The following is a 21,602-nucleotide window of genomic DNA, read 5'->3' as shown; positions in this document are numbered from 1 at the left end:
CAGGCGGGGCTTTTTTATACCCTCAAGTTATGCACACATCCGTGTGGGAGCGAGCTTGCTCGCGATTGCGTCGGGTCAGCTTGCATCAATGCTGAATGCCGGACCGCTTTCGCGAGCAAGCTCGCTCCCACAGGGGATTGGCAGCGCTCATACAATGAATGTCCGCCACAGGGGGATTTTGCAGCGGCTGTTATTTGAAATTCAGAGCTTCAGGCACATCGACATCCCAAACAACGCCAGGATCATCCAGCGCCACCTCGACCACTCTCGCACCAGCAAACAACACCTTGGCGCCACGATCGCCGGTCAATGCCATCAATTTCGGCCCAAACCCACGACCAAACCCCACCGGATGTCCGTATTCACCGGCAAGGACCGGCACACTGATGCCATTCTCGCGGATTCCCGCCGTCACCCGCTCAATGCTCGACGGCAGGATGAACGGCATGTCACCCAGCACAATCAGCCAGCCATCAAGGTCCGGACAAGCCTGGACGCCGGCGGCAATGCTGTCCCCCAAACCGGGCGAGTCCAGTTCCACGAAGTCGCAACCGTAGGCCTGGGCCATGCGAATAGCCTGTGGGCGATCCTTGCTCGTCACCAGCACGCGTTTTTCCAGGGCGGCAGGCAAATTCACCAGCACCTGCTCGATCACTGACCGGACAGCGCCGTCACGCCCCGTGCAATCGGCCAACAACTTATCCTTGTCCGGGCCCGCAACCTGACGGAAACGGCTGCCCGTTCCGGCGGCGAGAATGATCACGCCAATCGACTGGGACATATTCCCTCCTCATCGGCGGCCTACAGCGGCTTTTTCTGCCGCAGCTCCACGCCATTCTTGATCGCCACGATTTCGGCCAGCAGCGACAAGGCGATTTCCGCCGGGGTGTGGCTGCCGATGTGCAGGCCGATCGGGCCATGCAGCCGCTCGATGGCCTCTGCAGACAAGCCTAGCTGAGCCAGGTTATCCCGGCGCTTCTGGCTGTTGACCCGCGAGCCCAGGGCGCCGACATAAAACGCCTTGGAATCCAGGGCCGTGAGCAGCGCCATGTCGTCCAAGCGAGGATCATGGGTCAAGGCCACAATAGCCGTGCGCTCGTCGGTCTGGATGCTCAACACCGCCTCGTCGGGCATACCCGAGACAAAACGACCATGCTGCTCTTCCCAACCGTAGACAAACTCCTTGCGCGGATCGCAGATCAGCACTTCAAAGTCCAACAGCCGGGCCATTTCCGCCACGTAACGCGACAGTTGCCCGGCACCGATCAGTAAAAGCCGCCAACGTGGACCATAGATAGCCCGCAGGACTTGGCCATCGAACACCAAGGCGTCGGTTTTGCTGGCCGGTGTCAGCGCCACGCTGCCGCTGTCCAGCGTCAGTTCACGGGCGACAATTTCATGGGCTTCGCAACGCTCCAACAGTTCGGCCACCCATTGCGGATCCCCCACCCGCTCTTCGGTCAGGCGCAAGGTACCGCCACATGGCAGACCGAAGCGCGCCGCTTCCTCGCGGGTGACGCCATAGGTGATGAGCTGCACTGGCGGACCGTCTGCCGGAATGCGACCGTCGTGCAGTCGCGCGATCAAGTCATCCTCGACACAACCGCCCGACACCGAACCAATCACCACGCCGTCTTCGCGCAGGGCCAGCATCGCCCCCGGCGGCCTCGGCGCAGTGCCCCAGGTCTGGACCACGGTGAACAACACCACCCGCTGCCCGGCGCGGCGCCACTCAAGCACGCTGCGCAGGACATTCAGATCAACGCTATCCATCAGGCTTTGGCCTGTTGCCAGCCTTGCAGCTGATAGCGCACGGGCAGGTTGCGGATGCGCTGGCCGGTGGCGGCAAAAATCGCGTTGCACAGCGCCGGCGCAATCGGCGGCACGCCGGGTTCGCCGACGCCGCCCAACGGCACCTCACCCGGTGGCGTGACCAGATGCACAGCCACCTCCTTGGGCGCGAGGGACATGCGCGCGACTTCGTACATGTGGAAGTTGTCTTGCTGGACCTTGCCGTCCTTGAAGCTGATCTCCCCCACCATGGCATTGCCCAAGCCCATGACGCATGCGCCTTCGAACTGTGAGCGGATGCGCTCGGGGTTGATCTGCGGCCCGCAATCCACGGCGATGTCGGCCTTGTGCACGATCACCGTGCCATCATCCTTGACCTCTACCTCGATCACCGCTGCCACGTAGGTGACGAAGCTGTAATGCACCGCCAGTCCAAGACCACGGCCCTTGGGCAGTTTGCGGCCCCAACCAGCGGCCTTTGCCGCGGTTTCCAGCACGGTGCGGATCCGCCCCGTATCGATGGGATAACGCTCAGGGGACTCGCCGTAGTTCCACTCTTCGCTCAAGGTGCGCGGATCGATCTTGCGATCCGGGCCAAGCAATTTGACCTGATACTTCAGCGGATCCTGACCGGCCTTGTGGGCCAATTCGTCAATGAAGCTCTGAATCGCAAAACCGTGAGGAATGTTCGACACCGAGCGGTACCAGCCGACCCGGGTATGAGCGGTGGCGGCGGGGTTTTCCATGCGCATGTTAGGGATCGCGTAGGCCATATTGGTCACGCCCATGCCTACTTCGAACGGTGCTTCGTGGGTCATGCCCGGCGCAAACAACGCAGTGATGCTGGGGGCTACGGTACGGTGCAGCCAGCCGGACGGCATGCCGTCCTGATTCAGGCCGGCCTTCAGGTATTCGGCCGAAACGGTGTGGAAATACGAGTGATGAATGTCATCCTCGCGGGTCCATTGCACCCGTACCGCCTGACCCGCAAACTCCTTGGCGAGCACCGCCGCTTCGAGGACGAAATCGGGCTTTGACTTGCGCCCGAAACCGCCGCCGAGCAAGGTGATGTTCACCGTGACCTTGTCGAACGGGATGCCCAATCGTTCGGCGAGGCGCTCGCGGGTAACCTGCGGCGCCTGGCTCGGTGCCCAGGCTTCGCATTGGCCGTCCTTGAAACGGGCGACGGCGACCATCGGCTCCATCGGCGACTGAGACAGGTGCGGCAGGTAATAGGCCGCTTCCAGGGTTGAATCGGCCTTGGCCAATGCGTCGTCGAGGTCACCGGTGCTGCGTACGACTTTGCCGGGAGTAAGGGCAGCCGCTTCCAGTTCCTTGCGATAGGCGATGGAGTCATAACCGGCATTCGGCCCGTCGTCCCACTCGATCTTCAGCGCCTCGCGGCCCTTGATCGCCGCCCAGGTATTTTTCGCCACCACCGCCACGCCGCCCAGGGGCTGGAACTCCGAAGGCAAAGGGCGCCCTTCGATCTGCAGCACTTTGACCACACCCGGTACTTTCAGCGCAGCGCTGCTGTCCACGGTCTTGACCTTGCCGCCATAGACCGGCGGACGGGCCACGACGGCGTAGAGCATGCCGTCGAAATGCACATCGGCACCGAACACGGCGCGGCCGTTGACGATGTCTTCGCCATCGATGGCCCGGGTCGCTTCCTTGCCGATGTAGCGAAACTGCGAAGGCTGCTTGAGGCGCAAGCTGTCACCGGCAGGCACCGACAAGGCGCTGGCGGCGGCGGCCAACGCGCCATAGCCCAGTTCGCGACCGGATGGCTGGTGCACGACCTTGTGCAACTGGGCACGACATTCACCCACTGGGACATTCCACTGCGCGGCGGCGGCCTGCTCCAGCATGGTTCGCGCGGCGGCGCCGCAACGGCGCATCGGCTCGTACCAGTGACGCATGCTGCGCGAACCGTCAGTGTCCTGGTTGCCGAAACGCGCCTCATCAGCTGGTGCCTGCTGCACCTTGACTAGCGCCCAATCGGCGTCCAGTTCATCGGCCACCACCATGCTCAGACTGGTGCGTACGCCCTGGCCCATTTCCGAACGGTTGCAGATCACCGTCACGCGGCCATCAGCGGCGATGCTCACGTACACCTTCGGGTCGTCGACCGCGCCATGAGGCATGCCCTCGGCGCCGAATTTCTTTTCCTCGGCAAAGGCATCCGGCAGCCCCCAACTGGCGGCCAGCACCAGCACACCAGTGGCGCTCGCGCCTTTGAGGAAGCCACGACGGCTGAGGTTGCTCAGCACAAAATCATTGGGCAAACGGCTCATGCCTTGACCTCCTTCAAGTGAGTGGAGGCCTGGCGGATCGCGGTCTTGATCCGGTTGTAAGTGCCACAACGGCAAATGTTGCCAACCATGGCTTCTTCGATCTGCTCATCGCTCGGGTTGGGGTTGGTCTTGAGCAAGGCGGTGGCGGACATGATCTGCCCGCCCTGGCAAAAGCCGCACTGGGCCACGGCGGTATCAAGCCAGGCCTTCTGGACGATTTGTCCAACCGGATCAGCGTGAAGCGCGTCAATGGTGCTGATGTCCTGCCCTTTCACCGAACCAATCGGCGTGATGCAACTGCGCGCCGGGGCGCCGTCGATGTGGATGGTGCACGCACCGCACAGGCCCATGCCGCAGCCGAATTTGGTGCCGTTGTAACCGGCCACGTCCCGAATGGCCCACAGCAGTGGCATGTCCTCGGTCACATCCAGTTGATGGTCTTTTCCATTGAGTTTCAGGGTAATCATGGGCACGCCCGCATAGTGTTCGAGTTATGGGGTCGAGCAATCTGCCGCTTGGGTAACGGTTTGGTTGTCGCAGACTGGCTCAGGCTGATCGGGCTCTCTTGTGCACACACGCAAGGCGTCTGCACCGGGCCTTCAATGCTGACTAAATTAACCCAGGATCAAGCAAAACGCCCTGCACAATCCTGCACAAATGCTTCGTGTGCGAGGTTGTGCAGGGCGTTTTTGGCCGACGGCAAAAACCAGTTTCAGTACCGATTGGGCTCCATTTCCAGATCGACCTGGAAGCGCTCGGCAATGTCTTTCTGGATACGCAGGGCCAGGTTCAACAGTTGCGGGCCAGTGGCATTGCCGTAGTTGACCAGCACCAGCGCCTGCAACTTATGCACCCCGGCGTCACCTTCACGAAAACCCTTCCAGCCGGCCCGTTCGATCAGCCAGCCGGCGGCGATTTTCATCTGCCCTTCAGGCTGTGGATAAGCCACCAGGTCCGGGTATCGCACTTTGAGTTGCGCCACGTGGGTGGCCGGCACCAGCGGATTCTTGAAGAAACTGCCAGCGTTGCCCAGCACGGCCGGATCCGGAAGTTTTTCACTGCGAATGCTGCAAATGGCCCGACTGACATCGGTGGGCGTGGCCTGGTCGATGCCCTGCTCGGTCAACCGTTGACGAACCGGGCCGTATTCCAGATGCAGGTGCGCGGCGCGACTGAGAGCAAAGCGCACCCGCAGAATCAACCAACGGCCCGCCTGCTGTTTGAACAGGCTGTCGCGGTAGCTGAAACAGCACTCTTCGAGGTTGAAGTCGCGCAACTCACCGGTCTGGCGATCCAGGGCGGTGAGGCCGGCGAAGACGTCCTTGATCTCCACACCGTAGGCGCCGATGTTTTGCATCGGCGCTGCCCCCACGGTCCCCGGGATCAGGCTGAGGTTTTCCAATCCCGCCCAACCTTGCGCCAACGTGTGCTGGACGAAAGGGTGCCACGGCTCCCCTGCCTCGGCTTCGACCACTACGCGTTCGCCGTCATCGCTGAGCAGGCGAATCCCGTGGCTGGCCATGCGCAGCACCAGCGCATCGATGTCGCCGGTCAGCAACAGATTGCTACCGCCCCCGATCACCAGCAACGGCACTTCATGCTCAGCGGCATAGGCCAACGCCTGGCGAACATCGTCATCGCTGTGGGCTTCGGCAAACAACCGCGCAGTGACGTCCACGCCGAAGCTGTTGAAGGGCTTGAGGCTGACGCCGGCCTTTACCTGCAAGCTCATAACCGCCCCTTCAATTCGATCACCAGGCGATCCGTGGCGCGCTCGATCAGGTCCAACACCTGCTCGAAACCCTGCTCGCCGTCGTAGTACGGGTCCGGCACATCATCGAGTTCAGCTTCGTAGCGACGCAGGAACAGATCCAGCTCGGCCCGGCCATTGGCCGGTTGCAGGGCCTTGAGGTTGCGCAAATTGCTGCTGTCCATCGCCAGGATCAGGTCGTAGGCGGCGAAGTCGGCACGGGTCACCTGCTGCGCGCGCTGGGCCGACAGGTCGTAGCCGCGGCGCAGGGCTGCAGCCTGGCTGCGCTTGTCCGGAGCCTTGCCCACGTGCCAGTCACCGGTGCCGGCGGAAGCCACTTCCACCTGCCCGGCCAACCCGGCCTCGCGCAGCTTGTGCCGCAGGATGCCCTCGGCGGTGGGCGAACGGCAGATGTTGCCGAGGCAGACGAACAGAACCCGCATCAGGCCTCCAGCAGGCGACGAACGCGCTCGAGGTCTTCAATCGTGTCGACGCCGGTTGGCGGGGCGATCAGTGCATCGGCGACATGGATCCGCACGCCATGCCACAGGGCACGCAGTTGTTCCAGGGATTCAGTGTTTTCCAGCCAGCATGGGCCCCAGGCAACGAAGTCCTGGAGGAAACCGGCGCGGTAGGCATAGATACCAATGTGGCGGCGATAAGGCACGCCTTCTGGCATGACGTCGCGGCTTTGCGCGAACGCATCCCGGGCCCAGGGCAATATCGCCCGGCTGAAGGTCAGCGCCAGGCCGTTGAGGTCGCTGACGACCTTGACCACACTGGGGTTGAACAGGGTTTGCACATCTTCGATCGGCTCGGCCAGGGTGGCCATGCGCGCTTCGGGATGGGCCGCCAGGTTCGCGGCGACCTGATCAATCACGCTGGGCGGGATCAACGGCTCATCGCCCTGCACATTGACGACGATGGCGTCGGGTTCCAAGCCCAGTTGCTCGGCGACCTCCGCCAAGCGATCCGTGCCGGAATTGTGATCTTCGCGGGTCAGGACCACCTCGGCGCCAAAGCCTTTGCAGGCTGCCACGATACGCGCATCGTCCGTCGCCACTACCACGCGTTGGGCGCTGCTTTTGCAGGCCTGTTCCCAGACGTGCTGGATCATCGGTTTGCCAGCGATCAACAGCAACGGCTTGCCTGGCAGGCGCGTCGAGGCGAAGCGCGACGGAATGACAACGGTGAAGGCTGCGGTCATTTGTCCAAACGCTCATCGGTGGTCAGGGTACGGGCTTCGCTTTCGAGCATCACCGGGATGCCATCACGAATCGGGTAGGCCAGGCCGGCGCCCTTGCTGATCAGTTCGGTCTTGTCGGCACTGAGCTTGAGCGGGCCTTTACAGACCGGGCAAGCCAGAATATCGAGCAATTTGGTGTCCATGAAATTCCCCTGGATAAAAGGTTCTAAGGCAAAAGCCGATCTGGCAACAGGCGCATCAACTGCGTATCGAACCAGTCCGCGAAGGCCGGCGACGGTGCTGCGTCTACCACCAGGTACCACCAGTGGGGCGCGGCGAAGGCACGGCATTTGACCGCGTCCTTTTCCGTCATGACCACTGGCAACGAAGGCGTGAAATTCAGCGCCTGGGCACTGTATTCGGCGTGGTCGGCAAACCCGTGCGGTATTGGCCGCCAGTGTAGCGTTTCGAGGGTCTTGAAGAAACGCTGGGGATTGCCGATGCCGGCCACGGCGTGCAAGGCCTGGCCGGGTGGGAAATGATCGAGGGGCCGTCGTTCGCCACTGGCCAGGTTCACCAGCGCGGTGGGGCGCAATTGGAAGGCAAAGCCGTCTTCGTGATCAGCACTGGCGCCGTTGTACAGCACAGCGTCAACCGAGCGCAGTCGCTCAACCGGCTCGCGCAACGGACCGGCGGGCAGGCAACGTCTATTACCCAGGCCACGGGCATCATCGATCAGCACCAGCTCAAGGTCGCGAGCCAGCCGATAATGCTGCATGCCATCATCGGACAGGATCAGGTCCAGCGGTTCGGCTTCCAGCAGTGCCCGGACCGCGCGGCTGCGATCGGGATCGATCATCAGCGGCACGCCGGTGCGTTGGACGATCAACAGCGGCTCGTCACCCGCGACATCGGCGCCCTGCCCGGCCTCGACCCGCCAAGGCAGTTGCGGCGGCTTGGCACCATAACCCCGGCTGACCACCCCGACCCGCAGGCCACTGCGCTGGCAGTGCTGGATCATCCACAGGATCAGCGGCGTCTTGCCGGTGCCGCCGACCGTGATGTTGCCGACCACGATCAGCGGCACGGGCGGCTGGTAGATCTCGCCCTCCCCCGCCAGGAAGCGCTCGCGCTTCCCCACCACCACTCGTCGGTACAACCACTCCAGCGGCCGCAGCAATGCCAGGGCCGGATGACCGTCATACCACGCGGCAAGCAAGCGATCGGACATGGCCATCAGGGTGCAGGCGCCGCCTCGACGGTGGTCATGCGCAGATGGCTGAAGCCGAGCTTGCCGGCCGCGTCCATGGCGGTGATGACCGATTGATGAGGCGTCTTGCCATCGGCGCTGATCGACAGCGGCAGCTTAGTGTCGCCACCGGACTCCTTCTGCAGGGCGTCGATCAGGCTCGCCAGGTCACTCTTGGGCAGCAACTGGTTGTTCACCGAGAACGCCCCTTCGGCGCTGATGGTAATTTCCAGGTTCTTGAGCTGCTGGTCTTCGGCCGGCGAGCCACTGACGGCTTGCGGCAATTCAACCTTGAGCTGGGTTTCCCGGGTGAAGGTGGTGGTCACGACGAAAAACAGCAACAGGATGAACACCACATCGATCAGCGACGCAAGGTTGATCTCGATGTTTTCCCGTGGTTTGCGGCGGAATTTCACTTCTTGCCCCCGGCCAGGTCCACGTCACGATCGCCCTGCACCACCTCGACCAGCTTGATGGCTTCCTGTTCCATGCCCACCACCAGTTCGTCCACGCGTCGTTGCAGGAACCGATGGAAGAACACCGCAGGGATACCCACCATCAGGCCCGCGGCGGTGGTGATCAAGGCCTTGGAAATACCGCCCGCCAGCACCGCAGCGTTAGTGGTCATGCCGGAGCCGGTGAACGCGCTGAAAATGTCGATCATGCCCAGCACCGTACCCAGAAGGCCCAACAGGGGGGACATGGCAGCGATGGTGCCCAGGGCGTTGATATAGCGCTCCAGTTCATGGATGACCCGGGCGGCGGCTTCCTCGATGCACTCTTTCATGATCTCGCGACCATGCTTGGAGTTCGCCAGGCCCGCGGCGAGGATTTCCCCCAGGGGCGAACTGGCCCGCAGCTCCTTGAGCTTGTCCTTGTTCAGTTGCTTGTCCTTGATCCAGACCCAGACCTGCCCGAGCAGATGCTCCGGAGTCACGCGGCTGGCCCGCAGGGTCCACAGGCGTTCGGCAACGATACCCAGTGCCGCGATGGAACTCAGAATGATCGGCAACATCATCCAGCCGCCGGATTTGACCAATTCCCACACAGTGACAGCCCCCTCGAAAAAGTGCGCCACTTTATCATACAGACTCGCCTTGGAGGCTCGACCTGCCGATAAGTCCGTCGCGCGAGCTGACCCGAGTCAATGTTTGGCCTGCGGCCCGACAGGCGGCGGATCACGCCAATACCGCCGCTGCCTGGCCTGGGTGAAGGGGGGTTCAAAGGCCCCCAGTTGCAGACGAATGGCGCCCTGTTCGGCACTGTCGTAGATCGCCAGGCCCAACCGACGGTAACGAGCGATCACCCGGGGATGCGGATGACCGAACGCGTTGCCTTGCCCCCGGGAGATCAGCACCGAATGAGGATTCAGACGCGCCAGCAGCGCCATCGACGATGAGCTGCGACTGCCATGATGCGGGGCGGCCAGCCACTGGCTTGGGGCCGCCAGGGGCCCGTCGAGCAAGGCCTGTTCAGCATGGCTATCGATGTCGCCGGTCAGCAGCAAGCGCTCGCCGCCGGCCTCGACCAGCAAGACGCAGGACTTCTGGTTGCTTTCTCGGGCAGCGGACCATTGCCACAATTGGAACCTGACCCCATCCCACTCCCAACCTTCGCCGCTGTCGCATGCTCCGGCTTGCAGCTCATCAGGCAGCGCGGCAGGATCGCCGCTGATCACCCGCCTCGTTGGCAGCCCGCTGCGCACCGCGCGAGCGCCGCCGGCGTGATCGGCGTCGGCATGGCTGAGCAGCATCAGATCCAACGCCTGTACCCCCAGTTTGCGCAACGTCGGCAGCACGACGCGCTCGCCCGCGTCGGCCTCGCCGAAGCGCGGCCCGGCATCGTAAAGCAGGCTATGGCGACGGGTGCGCACGAGCACCGCAAGCCCTTGGCCGACGTCCAGGTGCCAGATTTCGGCATGGCCTTGCGGCACGCTTTCTCGCGGTGGAAAAACCATCAGCAGCAGCATTGGCCACCCCAGCACCCGCAGCGGCACCCCCTTGGGCAGCAGCAGCAAAAAAGCCCCGAGGGCGGCAATACACCAGGCCCAGAGCGGAATCGAAACAGGAACCCATGCCGGCATCCGCCCGGCAACCAGCGCCAGCCCCTTGAACAGCCAATCGAGTAAGCCACCGGCTATCCACAGCAGCCCTTCACCGAGCAACGGCACCGGCAACAACGCCGTGCCGAGCAACGCCGGCGGCAACACCAACAGGCTGATCCAGGGCACCGCCAGCAGATTTACCAGCGGCCCGCTGAGGCTGACCGGCAAGCCCAATATCACCAGTAACGGACACAGGCCGAGCGCAACCAGCCATTGGGCACGGGTCCAGGTTTGCCACCAGCGCCAGGGCCCCAGGCGAGCGCCAAAGGTGAACATCAATATCGCCACCGCCGCAAACGACAGCCAGAACCCCGGCCGCAGGCTGGCCAGCGGATCGAACACCAGCACCCCGACAAAGGCCAGCAGCCATGCCCACCAGGGGTCCGGGTGTTTGAAGCGCAAGCGCCAGAGGAGCACCAGGCCGATCATCGCGCAAGCCCGCCGCACCGGCACCTCGAACCCAGCGAGAAAGCCGTAGCCCAGGGCTGCGGCGAAGGCCAGCGCACAAGCCCAAGGCAACCACGGCAGACCCACCGGCCACAGCCCATAACGCGCCGCACCGGCCACCAGCAGGTACACCAGACCGGCGAGCAGCCCGATGTGCTGCCCGGAAATCACCAGTAAATGGACGGTGCCAGTGTCTTGCAGTACCTGCCAATCTTCGCGGCTCAGCCCGCTGCCGTCGCCAAGCACCAAGGCCGCCAGCGCACCGGAGCGCCCGTGGGCATCCACTTGGGCCAGAGCCTGTCGCACGCCGTCGCGCCACGCACCTTGGGCCGCTTGCAGACGAAGGCCATCCTTCACCGTGCCGGTCGCCCCGATGCCTCGGCTCAACAGCCAGGCTTCATAGTCGAAACCGTGTGGGTTCAGTAATCCGGCCGGCCGTTTGAGCTTCACAGCCAATCGCCATCGCTCGCCGCTGCTGACGGGCGGACCACCGAACCAGGCCAGACGCATCGACGTCGGTAGCCGGGTGCGACGCGAACGGGCATCGGCCAGTTCGAAACGCACCACGTCCTCGCTGTGCTGCGGCAAGCCGACGACACGCCCTTCGACCCAGCGGGTTTCGCCATCGAGCGCGGCAGGTAACCGGTCGGCCAATGCCAACTGCGCCGACAGGCAGGCCCAGGCCAACCCGAACAGAAAAAAACCCAGCGGGTAGGTGCGAAACGGCAACACCATCAACCCCAGCACCGGCATGGTTGCAATCAGCCAAAACGGCGGCAATGCCGGTAAAAAAACCGGGGCCAACAGCCCCAGTGCAAGCGCGACCAACCCTGTGCGCATAACCCCATCCTTGAGAGCCCTTTCGTCAGGCATAGCCGGTCAGGGGCACCCTCGGCGTTATCAATTGTCACAAAGTCTGAATCTACCCGCCGTAGAATCCGGACATACTTGCGGCTTTATTGCTTTGAACCGACCGAGAAGCCTTATGCCCCGGCGCCTTTTCAAACGCTACATGCCAGACCCAGAGAGCATTCGGGAACACAAATCCTTACGTTTTCTCGGCACCCTGCTGCACGATCCCAACCTTTGGCACCTCAATCGCCATTCAGTGGCCAGGGCGATGGCCGTTGGTCTGTTTGCCGCGTTCCTGCCGATCCCCTTGCAGATGTTGCTGGCCGCCGCACTGGCCATCACGGTGCGCGGCAATATACCGATTGCCGTGAGCCTGGTCTGGCTGACCAATCCGATCACCATGCCGGCGGTGTTTTTTTGCACCTACCAGACCGGCGCCTGGCTGATGGATGTGCCTGCCCGGACGTTGCCGGAAGAACTGACCTGGGAATGGATCAGCGACCAGCTGTCCACGTTGTGGCAACCATTTCTGCTGGGATCGGTGGTGACCGGCCTGGTGCTCGGCGCCCTGGCCTACTTCGTCACCATGAGCTACTGGCGCTGGTGGGTGACCCGGCAGTGGAAACGGCGCAAGAAAAGCCGGATGTAAGATGCGAAAAAGGCCTCCCGAGCAGGGAGGCCTTTTTTGTGGTGTTTTTACTGGCCTCTTCGCGAGCAAGCCCGCTCCGACAGGGAGATTGTGGTGAACAGGCGTTTTGCGGCCATCCCGGAACAGTGTGGGAGCGGGCTCGCGAAGAAGGCGACGCGATCTTACTAGGTACGCATCCCCCGCCCACTGACCAACAACCGCGCGCACCCGACATAGAGCACCACGGTCGCCACCAGCATGAAGGTAATCGCGACACTGATCTTGATGTCCGAAACCCCGAGGATGCCGTAGCGGAAGGCATTGACCATATGCAGCACCGGGTTGGCCAGGGACACGGTCTGCCAGAACGGTGGCAGCAGGGAGATCGAGTAGAACACCCCGCCCAGGTAGGTCAGCGGCGTGAGCACGAACGTCGGGATGATGGAGATGTCATCGAAGTTGCGCGCAAACACGGCATTGATGAACCCCAGCAACGAAAAGATCGTCGCCGTGAGCACCACCACCAATATCGTCACCCCCAGATGGTGCACCTGCAGGTCGGTGAAGAACAGCGACAGCAGGGTCACGATCAAGCCCACTGCCAGGCCGCGCAACACGCCGCCCAGGGTATAGCCGATGAGGATCGTATGGGGTGAAACCGGCGAGACCATCAACTCTTCGATCGAACGCTGGAACTTGCTGCCGAAGAAACTCGACACCACGTTGCCGTAGGAGTTGGTGATCACCGACATCATGATCAACCCCGGCACGATGTAGTCCATGTACGTGAAGCCGCCCATGTCACCGATCTGGCGGCCGATCAGGTTGCCAAAGATCACGAAGTACAAAACCATGGTGATGGCGGGCGGCAGCAGGGTCTGCGGCCAGATCCGCATGAAGCGCCGGACTTCGCGATAAACGATGGTATTGAGGGCGATGAGGTTGGGGCGCAGTTCGGAATTCATACCGCCACCTTCGCCAGATTTTTCTCCACCAGAGACACGAACAACTCCTCGAGGCGATTGGTCTTGTTGCGCAGGCTCTGCACTTCAATGTGCTGCAACGCCAGCTGGGTGAACAGCCCGGTAATGCCGACGGCTTTATCCACCTGGACTTCCAGGGTGCGGTTGTCCACCAGCCGGGCCGGATAACCAATGAGCTGCGGCGCGACCTGCAGATCATTTTTCAGGTCCAGCAGGAAGGTTTCCACATGCAGTTGGCTGAGCAACTGCCGCATGCTGGTGTTCTCGACGATGGTGCCGTGGTCGATGATGCCGATGTTGCGGCACAGCTGCTCGGCCTCTTCCAGGTAGTGCGTGGTGAGGATGATGGTAATGCCTTTCTGGTTCAACTCGGTGAGGAAGGTCCACATCGAACGACGCAGCTCGATGTCCACACCCGCGGTCGGTTCGTCGAGAATCAGCAGGCGCGGCTCGTGCACCAGCGCACGGGCAATCATCAGTCGGCGCTTCATGCCGCCGGACAATGAGCGGGACGGCACGTCACGCTTGTCCCACAGGCCCAATTGGGTCAGGTACTGCTCGGCGCGCTCGTTGGCGATCTTTGGCGGGATGCCGTAGTAGCCCGCCTGGGTCACGACGATGTCGAAGGTCTTTTCGAACTGGTTGAAATTGAACTCCTGGGGCACCACGCCGATGCAGCGCTTGAGGGCGGCGGGCTCGCGGTCCAGGTCATGGCCGAAGATATTCACCGTGCCGCTGGTTTTGTTCACCAGGGTGGAAAGAATGCCGATGGTGGTGGATTTGCCGGCGCCGTTGGGGCCGAGCAGGGCGAAAAAGTCACCTTCGGCGACGTCCAGATCGATACCACTCAAGGCCTGGAAACCGTTGCCGTAGGTTTTGGTTAGCTGCCGGATGGACAGAGCGGAACTCATATCGGATTTATGCACCAAGAAGGGAGGAAAGAATGAGATAAGGGCGCGCGGCGAGCAATACAACCACGGCGCACGAAGGCAATGGTGCGTGGCGTCGCCGCACAAGTACAGTCACGTGTGTCGATAGTAAGTATTAAGTCAACGCGGTCATGACAGCCTTGCGGTAAGCCGCACGCGCTTGCAGCCGCGCGTACCAGGCCTGTAGATGCGGCCTCGCAGCCCGTTCGATGGGCATCTCGAACCAGGCATAAATGAAACTGCCGAGGGGGATATCGCCCATGCCGATTTCATCACCCGAGAGGTAAGGCTGTTCACTCAAGGCCTGCTCGACCATCGCCAGCAAATCTTCACACTCCTTGATCGCCGCCTTGATGGCCGGCCAATCCTGCTGCTCGGCCGGGGTGCGCAAGACGCCCCAGAACACCGTGCGAAACGGTCCGGCAAAGGACGATGTGGTCCAGTCCATCCATTTTTCCGCCGTGGCCCGCGCCTGGAGATCGGTCGGATACCACGCCGATCCCGCTGCATGGCGAGCCATCAGGTAGCGCACGATGGTGTTGGATTCCCAGAGCACGAAGCCGTCGTCTTCGATCATCGGCACGCGACCGTTGGGGTTCTTCGCGCGATACTCGGGCGTGTCGACCACTCCAAATGCACCGCCAGCGTCGATGGCCTCATAGGCCAGCCCCAGTTCTTCGGCGCACCACAATGCCTTGCGCACATTCGATGAGTTTTTCCGGCCCCAGATCTTCAGCATCACGGCTTCCTCGATGGATAAATGCCGCAGCAGCATACGCCGGATCAGTTGCGACTCAAATCACCCTGCATGTCACCGAGCAGGAGGGGCACTCGATCGCCAAACAGGTGTGGATAACATTTTTCCAAGTGTTCGAAAAAGAACGCTTCGGGCACATCGGCGAACTGGCCGTGGTCGGTGACGTACTCCATCAGCTTGGCGCCTTGACGGTTGAACGGGTGGAAAACGCTGTCATGGCGACCGTCGAACGCCAGCGGTGCCACATCGAACAACTCACACAAGCCCTGGTTGAACGCCGGCGTGGCTTTGACCCAGCGCTCGTTCAGGTACAGCTCGGTATAACCGTGCATGGCGAACACATCACTCTTGAGCAATTCCAGCAGGCGCGGCGTGGACAGGTGATTGCGTACATCCGCCAGGCCGATGCGCGCCGGGATACCGCAATGTCGGGCACAACCGGCCAGCAAGGTGGCCTTGGGCACGCAATAGCTTTCGCCCGCAGCCAATGCATAACTGCCACGCAGGGTCGCCGGATCGCGGCTGAAGGTGTAAGGGTTGTAGCGCACCGCCTCGCGCACAGCGTAATAAAGGTTGATGGCTTGATCGAGGGGATCACGGCCTGTGCCGCGATGGCCTTCGGTAAACTCGATGACTGCCGGGTGATCGCTGTCGATGAACGGGCCGGGGTTCAGGTATTGCTGCATGGGGAAGACCTCTCGAGAAACATCACCACCCGTAGGAGCTGCCGAGTGCAACGAGGCTGCGATCTTTCCCCAGACAATTGAACGCTGAGCGAAGACCGACAGATCAAGATCAAAAGATCGCAGCCTTCGGCAGCTCCTACAGGAGGGCTTGCCTCGAGTTTATCCACAGCCCCTTCGCAGCAATAACGGCATTTCAGCCAAACAATGGCGTTTTCTCACTTTATGAGCGAACGAATTCCCACGGTTGTTGCCAACCAGACTGGCGCAATGCATCCAGGGTTTCCCACGAAATCAATCACATTGCGCTGACCACCGGTTTTGCAGATGCCGTCTAAGCTCTGAGGGTCGGTTTGCCCTGGTTCACGGAGGATTACCTATGCTGTTGTTGTGGATACTGGTTCTGGTCGTCGGGATAGCCTGGCTGGCGCATCGGCGCACCGCCCCGCTGCCGGCGCTGGGGATCGTCGCGGTCTACCTGTTGGCCATGGGCATTTTGAGCCACGCGCCCGGTTGGCTGATGCTGGTCCTCTGGGTGGTACTCGCCGCCGTCGCGGCTCCGCTGCTGTTGCCAGACCTGCGCCGCAAGTATTTCAGCGCGCCGATGTTCGACTGGTTCCAGAAAACCCTTCCGCCCATGTCCCAGACCGAGCGTGACGCCATCGACGCCGGCACGGTGTGGTGGGACGGTGAACTGTTCAGCGGCCGGCCGGACTGGGACACGCTGCTGGCCTACCCCAAGGTGCAACTGAGCGAAGAGGAGCAGGCATTCCTCGACGGTCCCACCGAAGATCTCTGCGCCATGGTCAGCGACTGGCAGATCGGCCAGGCCATGGACCTGCCGCCTGAGGCCTGGACCCACATCAAGGAACACGGTTTCTTCGCGCTGATCATTCCCAAGGAATACGGCGGCAAAGGCTTTTCCGCCTACGCCCACTCCCAAGTGGCCATGAAACTGGCGACCCGTAGCGGCGACCTGGCGTCCACCGTGATGGTCCCCAACTCCCTCGGCCCAGCGGAGCTGCTGCTGCACTACGGCACCGACGAACAACGCGACCATTACCTGCCACGCCTGGCCCGTGGCGACGATATTCCCTGCTTCGCCCTGACAGGGCCATTGGCCGGCTCCGACGCCGGAGCGATGCCCGACACCGGCATCATCTGCAAGGGGCAATGGCAAGGCCAGGAAACCCTCGGCCTGCGCCTGAACTGGGAAAAGCGCTACATCACCCTTGGACCGGTGGCCACCCTCCTCGGCCTGGCCTTCAAGGCTTATGATCCTGACCACCTGCTGGGTGACGAAGAAGACCTGGGTATCAGCCTCGCCCTGATTCCCACCGATACTCCAGGCGTCAATATCGGCCGCCGTCACCTGCCCCTCGGCGCCGCGTTCATGAACGGACCGAACTGGGGCAAGGACGTGTTCATCCCGTTGGACTTCCTCATCGGCGGCCAGGCAATGCTCGGCAAGGGCTGGATGATGCTGATGAATTGCCTGTCGGTCGGACGCTCGATTTCCCTGCCGGCGGTGGGCACCGGTGCGGCGAAGTTCACCAGCCTGGTGACCGGCCAGTACGCCCAGGTGCGCGAGCAGTTCAACGTGCCGTTATCGGCATTCGAAGGCATCCAGGAAGCCATGGCGCGCATCGGCGGCAACGCCTGGATGATGGACGCTGCACGCATGCTGACCGCCAATGCGGTGGACCTGGGGGAAAAACCCTCGGTGCTGTCGGCGATCCTCAAATACCACCTGACCGAACGCGGCCGCGAGTGCATCAGCCACGCCATGGACGTACATGGCGGCAAGGGCATTATCATGGGCCCGAACAATTACCTGGGGCGCAGTTGGCAAGGTGCACCGATCTTCATCACGGTTGAAGGCGCGAACATCCTGTCGCGCAACCTGATGATCTTTGGCCAGGGGGCGATCCGCTGCCATCCGTTCGTGCTCAAGGAAATGGCCCTGGCCACCCGTGAAGACAAGGACCAGGCACTGATCGAGTTCGACGGTTTGTTGCTCAAGCACATTGGCTTCGCGGTCAGCAACGCAGCCAGCACCCTGGTGCTGAACCTGGGCCTGGGGCATTTCGAAAGGGCCCCCGGCAATGCCTTGAGCCAGGGTTATTTCCGCGACCTCAACCGGCAAGCGGCGGCGTTCGCCCTGCTGGCGGACCTGAGCATGATGCTGCTGGGCGGTGAGCTCAAACGCCGCGAACGCTTGTCGGCACGCCTGGGGGATGTACTGAGCAACCTCTATTTGGCCTCCGCCGCGCTCAAGCGTTACCACGACCTGGACTCGCCCGACCACATGGCACCGTTGTTTACCTGGGCCATGGAAGAAAGCCTGGGCCAGTCGGAGCGTGCGCTGGACGAACTGCTGAGCAACTTCCCGAACCGGGTGCTGGGTTGCCTGTTGCGCCTGGTGGTGTTCCCTTTCGGCCGCCGCCACAAAGGCCCGAGCGACAGGCTGGACGCCGAAGTGGCCGCCGTGATCGGCCGGGCCAAGGGCGATCCCACCCTCGAAGAGTTGCTGCAAGGCTGCTATCGACCGCAATCGACCGACGATCCGGTGGGTGCCCTGCAACACGCCGCCGACCTGCTTGCCGCCGCCCAGCCGCTGCATAAAAAACTACACGTCGCCGTCAAGCAGGGCCAGCTCAACCCGGCCCCCGGTGAACACCTTATTGACGCAGCCCTGGAAGCCGGTGTGCTGCAGGTGGACGAAGCCCAGACGTTGCGCACGGCCGAAGCAGCGCGACGCAAGGTCATCGATGTGGATGATTTCGATAAGGAGGAACTGACGCTGGCCGAGACAAAAGTCCGTTGATCCTCCCTACCATGTAAAAGCGGGCGCAAGAGCTTTATACTCCTGCGCCCGTTTTGCTCTTGAGGACTTATCTCGTGTCCAATGTCGTTGCCGATCACCTTGTCTTGCTTGACCACTTGCGCAGCATCCTGGTCGCCGTGGGTGAGGCCGAACAGGTTCCCGAAGAAAGCCATGCCCTGTTTCTGGAACGCTTCGACGAGTTGCGCGCGCAGTTGCCCGTTGACCCGATCGAAAGCCAATACCTGGGCCAGGACCTGCTGTGCCAGGTGATCGTCCGTTACCCACAGATCGCCCACCTGGTGCCTCGCGACTTGCTCTGGTACTTCGCCGGTGACTGCCTGCACTACATGCCCGACGAAGAAATCGCGCTGTACCAGGCCTTGGAAGAACGTCGCTTCGAAGCCGAACAAAACGACGAACCCTTCGACTGGAACCAGGAAAAGCAATTGCTGGCAATGTCGGACCAGGACAGCAAACACTGATTGCGATCGTTCATGCAAAAGGCCCGCACGGTTAACCTGCGGGCTTTTTTTGCTTTGCCAAAGGGTGTTGCATGGACCGGCCTCATCGCGAGCAAGCTCGCTCCCACACTAGGTCGATGGCGAGCACACATTCTGCATTTACAGCAGTTCCCCTGTTGGAGCGAGCTTGCTCGCGATGAGGCCCGTTAAGACAACCCATCACTCTCTGGCAGCTCATAGTGCGCCGCCTCTTTGCTGGAACCACTCCCCCCACCCACCGTGTGCAAGGTCGGCTCCTTTGCCAGGCACTCCACCAGATAATCAATGAACACCCGCAATTTCGGCGGCAGGTAACGGGTCGGCGAATGCAGTAACCACAAGCCACCGTGGTAGGAAGCCAGGAACGTCCAGTCTGCCAGCACTGGCACGACCGCCCCCTGCTCCAGGGCATACCGAGCCGTGAAGTACGGCAAACTGCCAATCCCGATGTGTTGCAAAACCGCCTCCAGTCGCACGCCCGTGTGATTGGCCGCATAGCGGCCGCGCACGCCTACGGTGACCGACTTGGTGCCTTTCTTGAATTTCCAGCGAGCGTCACTCGGGGTTTCCCCCAGATAAATGCAGCTGTGCTCCAGCAAGTCCTGGGGATGTTCGGGGACGCCATGCTCGGCCAGGTATTGCGGGGTGGCGCAGAGCAAATGATCGATGCTCAACAACTGACGGCCCACCAGCCCGGCGGGAGGTTGATCGGTGATCCGAATGGCCAGGTCGACGTGATCATCAATCAGATCGACTTGCCGATCTTCCAGAAGCAGTTCCACATCGATCTGGGGATAACGACGCAGGAACTCGGGTATGTGGGGATGAATCACAAAGCGCCCCACCGCCTTGGGCACGCTGACCCGAATCCGTCCCTCGGCTTGCTGGGTGAATTGGCCGCTGATTTCCATCACAGAGCGGGCAGACGCGACCATTTCCTGGCAACGCTTGAACACTTCCTCCCCGCCATCGCTCAAGCGCAACTTGCGCGTGGTGCGTTGCAACAAGCGAGTCGCCAGGGCCTTTTCAAGGCGGGAGATGCTGCGACTGACAGCCGATGGCGATGAACCGGACTGGCGGGCCGCTTCGGAGAAGCTACCGGTCTCCACGACCTTGACGAACATGGCCATTTCGACGAGCAGTGGAAGCGGTAGATTTGTGCTCATGACGCAACAGTCCTTTGAAATTTGAACGGATTATCAACAATTTCCACACGACTTATAATCCCGAAACAAAATTTCTAATACGGATATGGAATGACACTTCGCCTCTTTTTCCATAGCGATGACCTCAAGGCCAACGTGGAAGTCCTGGATTGCAGCCCCTGGGAAAATGAATTTGCCGTGGTACTGCGCGCCACACTGTTCCACCCTCAGGGCGGCGGCCAGCCTTTCGACACCGGGTGGATCGGTGAGAGCCAGGTGCTGCGTGTCGTCCAGGACGGGCAACAGATCATTCACTATGTCGACCGCGCAGTGGCCTCGGGCATGATCTCAATTCGCGTGGATGAACAGCGCCGACAGCTGAATTCGCGCCTGCATTCGGCCGGGCATCTGATCGGCCATTTCGCCGAAACCCGTGGCTGGACACCCATCAAGGCTCATCACTGGCCCGGCGAAAGCCGTGTGCAGTTCAAACCTGGGGAGGATCCTCAGGAGCTGGACGCATCAATCATCCAGCAAGGCATCAATGAGTGGATCGCCGCCGACCTGCCGCGCCTGGTCGCATTGCGCGAAGGTTCGCGAGAAGTCGGTTTTGGCGAGCTGGCCCCCTATGGCTGCGGCGGCACTCACGTGCGGTGCCTGCAGGAACTGGGCACGGTCACTGTCGCCGCGCTTTCACAGAAAAAAGGAACGTTGTCGGTTCACTACCACGTGGACTGACACTCCGCGGCCAGGAACACGGCTCACGGTGAGCGTTTATCCGCTGAGCAACGCCTGCAACTCTCCTACTCGCCAGGTGAACCTTCTTGCTTTTATCTCCACCCACCGCGGGAAGTTTTCCCCGGGGACGTTTCTTCGCGCTTTCAAAAGAGGCACGCCATGCCAGACGCCCTTACACCGCAAGCACTGTCCCCTCTTGAGTTGCCCATTGTGTTCACTCCCGGCGCGTGGCAACGCGCAGTCATGCTTGAGCACTCAGATCACCCTGAAAACCTGCTGCTCGATCGACTGAGCAACGTATTGCGCGCGGTCTTTGAGACTCGCCAGGCCTATCCACACGAATCTTATGTGGTATTCGAGTTCATCCAAGTCGCCTCAGCGGCTGGTCCACAGCCTGATACGTTGCTGCAACTGAGCCTCAGTCTGTTCCACGAGCCGGACCAGCCTGATGCTCTGCTGATAGCGCTTGCAGGAGATCACCCGCACTACCAGGCCTGAAATCCGTCAGCAAAAAAAGCATCAAAAGACAGTTTATTGACGGCCATGCAAGCTCCAACTTTCCTTCCGTCACTTTTTAGTCGTTTTTTTTGATCGAGGCGTGGCGCTTTGCCATGCTTGAACTACCGTCAAAAAGAAGCGAACAGGGGGCCAGTCAAACCGCTCCTCAAACAACCTGATCGATGCCGGTCACCTGCTCGACATCCCGGATATTCCGGGGCCAAGAAAGGTTATATGT

22 protein-coding genes are annotated in these 21,602 nt (G+C 61.6%); 5 read left to right on the top strand and 17 right to left on the bottom strand.

Annotation, left to right across the window (positions count from 1 at the left end; all coding sequences use genetic code 11):
- Window positions 1-190: 190 nt before the first annotated feature.
- From ACWNZ1_RS28270 to ACWNZ1_RS28215, 12 genes are all read right to left on the bottom strand, one after another.
- Entirely contained in the window at window positions 191-781 is a 591-nt protein-coding gene (locus ACWNZ1_RS28270; protein ID WP_135846475.1) for a nucleotidyltransferase family protein, read from the bottom strand.
- Between the two features lie 20 nt (window positions 782-801).
- Window positions 802-1,773: an XdhC family protein gene (locus ACWNZ1_RS28265; RefSeq protein WP_256453541.1), complete on the bottom strand. Its 972-nt coding sequence runs from the start codon at window positions 1,771-1,773 to the stop codon at window positions 802-804.
- Window positions 1,773-4,088, bottom strand: a complete 2,316-nt coding sequence (locus tag ACWNZ1_RS28260; protein ID WP_256453542.1) for a xanthine dehydrogenase family protein molybdopterin-binding subunit — start codon at window positions 4,086-4,088, stop codon at window positions 1,773-1,775. Before ACWNZ1_RS28260 ends, ACWNZ1_RS28265 begins: the two co-directional genes overlap by 1 nt.
- On the bottom strand, window positions 4,085-4,555 hold the full coding sequence (locus ACWNZ1_RS28255; RefSeq protein WP_135846478.1) for a (2Fe-2S)-binding protein: 471 nt from the start codon (window positions 4,553-4,555) through the stop codon (window positions 4,085-4,087). Before ACWNZ1_RS28255 ends, ACWNZ1_RS28260 begins: the two co-directional genes overlap by 4 nt.
- 245 nt (window positions 4,556-4,800) lie before the next feature.
- Entirely contained in the window at window positions 4,801-5,820 is a 1,020-nt protein-coding gene (murB, locus tag ACWNZ1_RS28250; protein ID WP_456028008.1) for a UDP-N-acetylmuramate dehydrogenase, read from the bottom strand.
- Complete coding sequence (locus ACWNZ1_RS28245; protein WP_135846480.1) at window positions 5,817-6,281, bottom strand: low molecular weight protein-tyrosine-phosphatase; 465 nt, start codon at window positions 6,279-6,281, stop codon at window positions 5,817-5,819. The genes murB and ACWNZ1_RS28245 overlap by 4 nt, the downstream gene beginning before the upstream one ends.
- On the bottom strand, window positions 6,281-7,045 hold the full coding sequence (gene kdsB, locus ACWNZ1_RS28240) for a 3-deoxy-manno-octulosonate cytidylyltransferase (protein ID WP_256453544.1): 765 nt from the start codon (window positions 7,043-7,045) through the stop codon (window positions 6,281-6,283). The genes ACWNZ1_RS28245 and kdsB overlap by 1 nt, the downstream gene beginning before the upstream one ends.
- Complete coding sequence (locus ACWNZ1_RS28235; RefSeq protein WP_003179363.1) at window positions 7,042-7,227, bottom strand: Trm112 family protein; 186 nt, start codon at window positions 7,225-7,227, stop codon at window positions 7,042-7,044. The genes kdsB and ACWNZ1_RS28235 overlap by 4 nt, the downstream gene beginning before the upstream one ends.
- Before the next feature lie 23 nt (window positions 7,228-7,250).
- A complete protein-coding gene (gene lpxK / locus ACWNZ1_RS28230; protein ID WP_265072293.1) occupies window positions 7,251-8,261 on the bottom strand; it encodes a tetraacyldisaccharide 4'-kinase in 1,011 nt (336 codons plus the stop codon).
- Window positions 8,261-8,689: an ExbD/TolR family protein gene (locus ACWNZ1_RS28225; protein ID WP_135846483.1), complete on the bottom strand. Its 429-nt coding sequence runs from the start codon at window positions 8,687-8,689 to the stop codon at window positions 8,261-8,263. Before ACWNZ1_RS28225 ends, lpxK begins: the two co-directional genes overlap by 1 nt.
- On the bottom strand, window positions 8,686-9,321 hold the full coding sequence (locus ACWNZ1_RS28220) for a MotA/TolQ/ExbB proton channel family protein (protein ID WP_178084272.1): 636 nt from the start codon (window positions 9,319-9,321) through the stop codon (window positions 8,686-8,688). Before ACWNZ1_RS28220 ends, ACWNZ1_RS28225 begins: the two co-directional genes overlap by 4 nt.
- 96 nt (window positions 9,322-9,417) lie before the next feature.
- Window positions 9,418-11,664: a DNA internalization-related competence protein ComEC/Rec2 gene (locus ACWNZ1_RS28215; protein ID WP_456028007.1), complete on the bottom strand. Its 2,247-nt coding sequence runs from the start codon at window positions 11,662-11,664 to the stop codon at window positions 9,418-9,420.
- A gap of 145 nt (window positions 11,665-11,809) precedes the next feature.
- On the opposite strand from ACWNZ1_RS28215, the gene ACWNZ1_RS28210 reads away from it, so the two are divergent.
- Window positions 11,810-12,325: a DUF2062 domain-containing protein gene (locus tag ACWNZ1_RS28210; protein ID WP_135846486.1), complete on the top strand. Its 516-nt coding sequence runs from the start codon at window positions 11,810-11,812 to the stop codon at window positions 12,323-12,325.
- 164 nt (window positions 12,326-12,489) lie between these two features.
- Here ACWNZ1_RS28210 and ACWNZ1_RS28205 read toward each other — a convergent pair whose 3' ends face one another.
- The 4 genes from ACWNZ1_RS28205 to ACWNZ1_RS28190 form a co-directional block, all read right to left on the bottom strand.
- Complete coding sequence (locus ACWNZ1_RS28205; RefSeq protein ID WP_135846487.1) at window positions 12,490-13,269, bottom strand: ABC transporter permease; 780 nt, start codon at window positions 13,267-13,269, stop codon at window positions 12,490-12,492.
- The gene (locus ACWNZ1_RS28200) at window positions 13,266-14,198 is read right to left on the bottom strand and encodes an ABC transporter ATP-binding protein (RefSeq protein ID WP_135846488.1); all 933 of its coding nucleotides are present in this window, start codon (window positions 14,196-14,198) and stop codon (window positions 13,266-13,268) included. The genes ACWNZ1_RS28205 and ACWNZ1_RS28200 overlap by 4 nt, the downstream gene beginning before the upstream one ends.
- Window positions 14,199-14,331: 133 nt before the next feature.
- Complete coding sequence (locus ACWNZ1_RS28195; RefSeq protein WP_135846489.1) at window positions 14,332-14,955, bottom strand: glutathione S-transferase family protein; 624 nt, start codon at window positions 14,953-14,955, stop codon at window positions 14,332-14,334.
- 44 nt (window positions 14,956-14,999) lie between these two features.
- Window positions 15,000-15,659 (bottom strand): transglutaminase-like domain-containing protein, encoded by a 660-nt coding sequence (locus tag ACWNZ1_RS28190; RefSeq protein WP_135846490.1) that lies wholly within the window; start codon window positions 15,657-15,659, stop codon window positions 15,000-15,002.
- Window positions 15,660-16,035: 376 nt separating this feature from the next.
- Here ACWNZ1_RS28190 and ACWNZ1_RS28185 point away from each other — a divergent pair, with 376 nt between their 5' ends.
- Both ACWNZ1_RS28185 and ACWNZ1_RS28180 read left to right on the top strand, forming a co-directional pair.
- Window positions 16,036-18,483 carry an acyl-CoA dehydrogenase gene (locus ACWNZ1_RS28185; RefSeq protein WP_135846491.1) on the top strand — a complete coding sequence of 816 codons (2,448 nt, stop codon included), beginning with the start codon at window positions 16,036-16,038 and terminating at the stop codon, window positions 18,481-18,483.
- A gap of 74 nt (window positions 18,484-18,557) precedes the next feature.
- Window positions 18,558-18,965: a PA2817 family protein gene (locus ACWNZ1_RS28180; protein ID WP_003204309.1), complete on the top strand. Its 408-nt coding sequence runs from the start codon at window positions 18,558-18,560 to the stop codon at window positions 18,963-18,965.
- A gap of 185 nt (window positions 18,966-19,150) precedes the next feature.
- Here the strand turns inward: ACWNZ1_RS28180 and ACWNZ1_RS28175 are convergent, their stop codons facing one another.
- Window positions 19,151-20,149, bottom strand: coding sequence for a LysR family transcriptional regulator (locus ACWNZ1_RS28175; RefSeq protein ID WP_135846492.1), 999 nt, complete (start codon window positions 20,147-20,149; stop codon window positions 19,151-19,153).
- Window positions 20,150-20,239: 90 nt separating this feature from the next.
- On the opposite strand from ACWNZ1_RS28175, the gene ACWNZ1_RS28170 reads away from it, so the two are divergent.
- Window positions 20,240-20,866: an alanyl-tRNA editing protein gene (locus ACWNZ1_RS28170; protein ID WP_135846493.1), complete on the top strand. Its 627-nt coding sequence runs from the start codon at window positions 20,240-20,242 to the stop codon at window positions 20,864-20,866.
- Window positions 20,867-21,025: 159 nt separating this feature from the next.
- Window positions 21,026-21,364, top strand: a complete 339-nt coding sequence (locus ACWNZ1_RS28165) for a hypothetical protein (protein ID WP_135846494.1) — start codon at window positions 21,026-21,028, stop codon at window positions 21,362-21,364.
- Window positions 21,365-21,602: the final 238 nt, after the last annotated feature.

Source organism: Pseudomonas sp. CFBP 5748 (genome assembly GCF_053850495.1).
Note: the sequence above shows the minus strand (reverse complement) of the source record. Positions and strands in the feature narration are given on the sequence as shown.

What these genes read in the sequence shown, in the direction of transcription:
- ACWNZ1_RS28195 (WP_135846489.1), bottom strand. Translation starts at nt 14,955, where the DNA reads ATGCTGAAGATCTGGGGCCGGAAAAACTCATCGAATGTGCGCAAGGCA.
- ACWNZ1_RS28190 (WP_135846490.1), bottom strand. Translation starts at nt 15,659, where the DNA reads ATGCAGCAATACCTGAACCCCGGCCCGTTCATCGACAGCGATCACCCG.
- ACWNZ1_RS28205 (WP_135846487.1), bottom strand. Translation starts at nt 13,269, where the DNA reads ATGAATTCCGAACTGCGCCCCAACCTCATCGCCCTCAATACCATCGTT.
- ACWNZ1_RS28165 (WP_135846494.1), top strand. Translation starts at nt 21,026, where the DNA reads ATGCCAGACGCCCTTACACCGCAAGCACTGTCCCCTCTTGAGTTGCCC.
- lpxK (WP_265072293.1), bottom strand. Translation starts at nt 8,261, where the DNA reads ATGGCCATGTCCGATCGCTTGCTTGCCGCGTGGTATGACGGTCATCCG.
- ACWNZ1_RS28255 (WP_135846478.1), bottom strand. Translation starts at nt 4,555, where the DNA reads ATGATTACCCTGAAACTCAATGGAAAAGACCATCAACTGGATGTGACC.
- ACWNZ1_RS28265 (WP_256453541.1), bottom strand. Translation starts at nt 1,773, where the DNA reads ATGGATAGCGTTGATCTGAATGTCCTGCGCAGCGTGCTTGAGTGGCGC.
- ACWNZ1_RS28200 (WP_135846488.1), bottom strand. Translation starts at nt 14,198, where the DNA reads ATGAGTTCCGCTCTGTCCATCCGGCAGCTAACCAAAACCTACGGCAAC.
- ACWNZ1_RS28175 (WP_135846492.1), bottom strand. Translation starts at nt 20,149, where the DNA reads ATGAGCACAAATCTACCGCTTCCACTGCTCGTCGAAATGGCCATGTTC.
- kdsB (WP_256453544.1), bottom strand. Translation starts at nt 7,045, where the DNA reads ATGACCGCAGCCTTCACCGTTGTCATTCCGTCGCGCTTCGCCTCGACG.
- ACWNZ1_RS28270 (WP_135846475.1), bottom strand. Translation starts at nt 781, where the DNA reads ATGTCCCAGTCGATTGGCGTGATCATTCTCGCCGCCGGAACGGGCAGC.
- ACWNZ1_RS28185 (WP_135846491.1), top strand. Translation starts at nt 16,036, where the DNA reads ATGCTGTTGTTGTGGATACTGGTTCTGGTCGTCGGGATAGCCTGGCTG.
- ACWNZ1_RS28260 (WP_256453542.1), bottom strand. Translation starts at nt 4,088, where the DNA reads ATGAGCCGTTTGCCCAATGATTTTGTGCTGAGCAACCTCAGCCGTCGT.
- ACWNZ1_RS28170 (WP_135846493.1), top strand. Translation starts at nt 20,240, where the DNA reads ATGACACTTCGCCTCTTTTTCCATAGCGATGACCTCAAGGCCAACGTG.
- ACWNZ1_RS28245 (WP_135846480.1), bottom strand. Translation starts at nt 6,281, where the DNA reads ATGCGGGTTCTGTTCGTCTGCCTCGGCAACATCTGCCGTTCGCCCACC.
- ACWNZ1_RS28210 (WP_135846486.1), top strand. Translation starts at nt 11,810, where the DNA reads ATGCCCCGGCGCCTTTTCAAACGCTACATGCCAGACCCAGAGAGCATT.
- murB (WP_456028008.1), bottom strand. Translation starts at nt 5,820, where the DNA reads ATGAGCTTGCAGGTAAAGGCCGGCGTCAGCCTCAAGCCCTTCAACAGC.
- ACWNZ1_RS28215 (WP_456028007.1), bottom strand. Translation starts at nt 11,664, where the DNA reads ATGCGCACAGGGTTGGTCGCGCTTGCACTGGGGCTGTTGGCCCCGGTT.
- ACWNZ1_RS28235 (WP_003179363.1), bottom strand. Translation starts at nt 7,227, where the DNA reads ATGGACACCAAATTGCTCGATATTCTGGCTTGCCCGGTCTGTAAAGGC.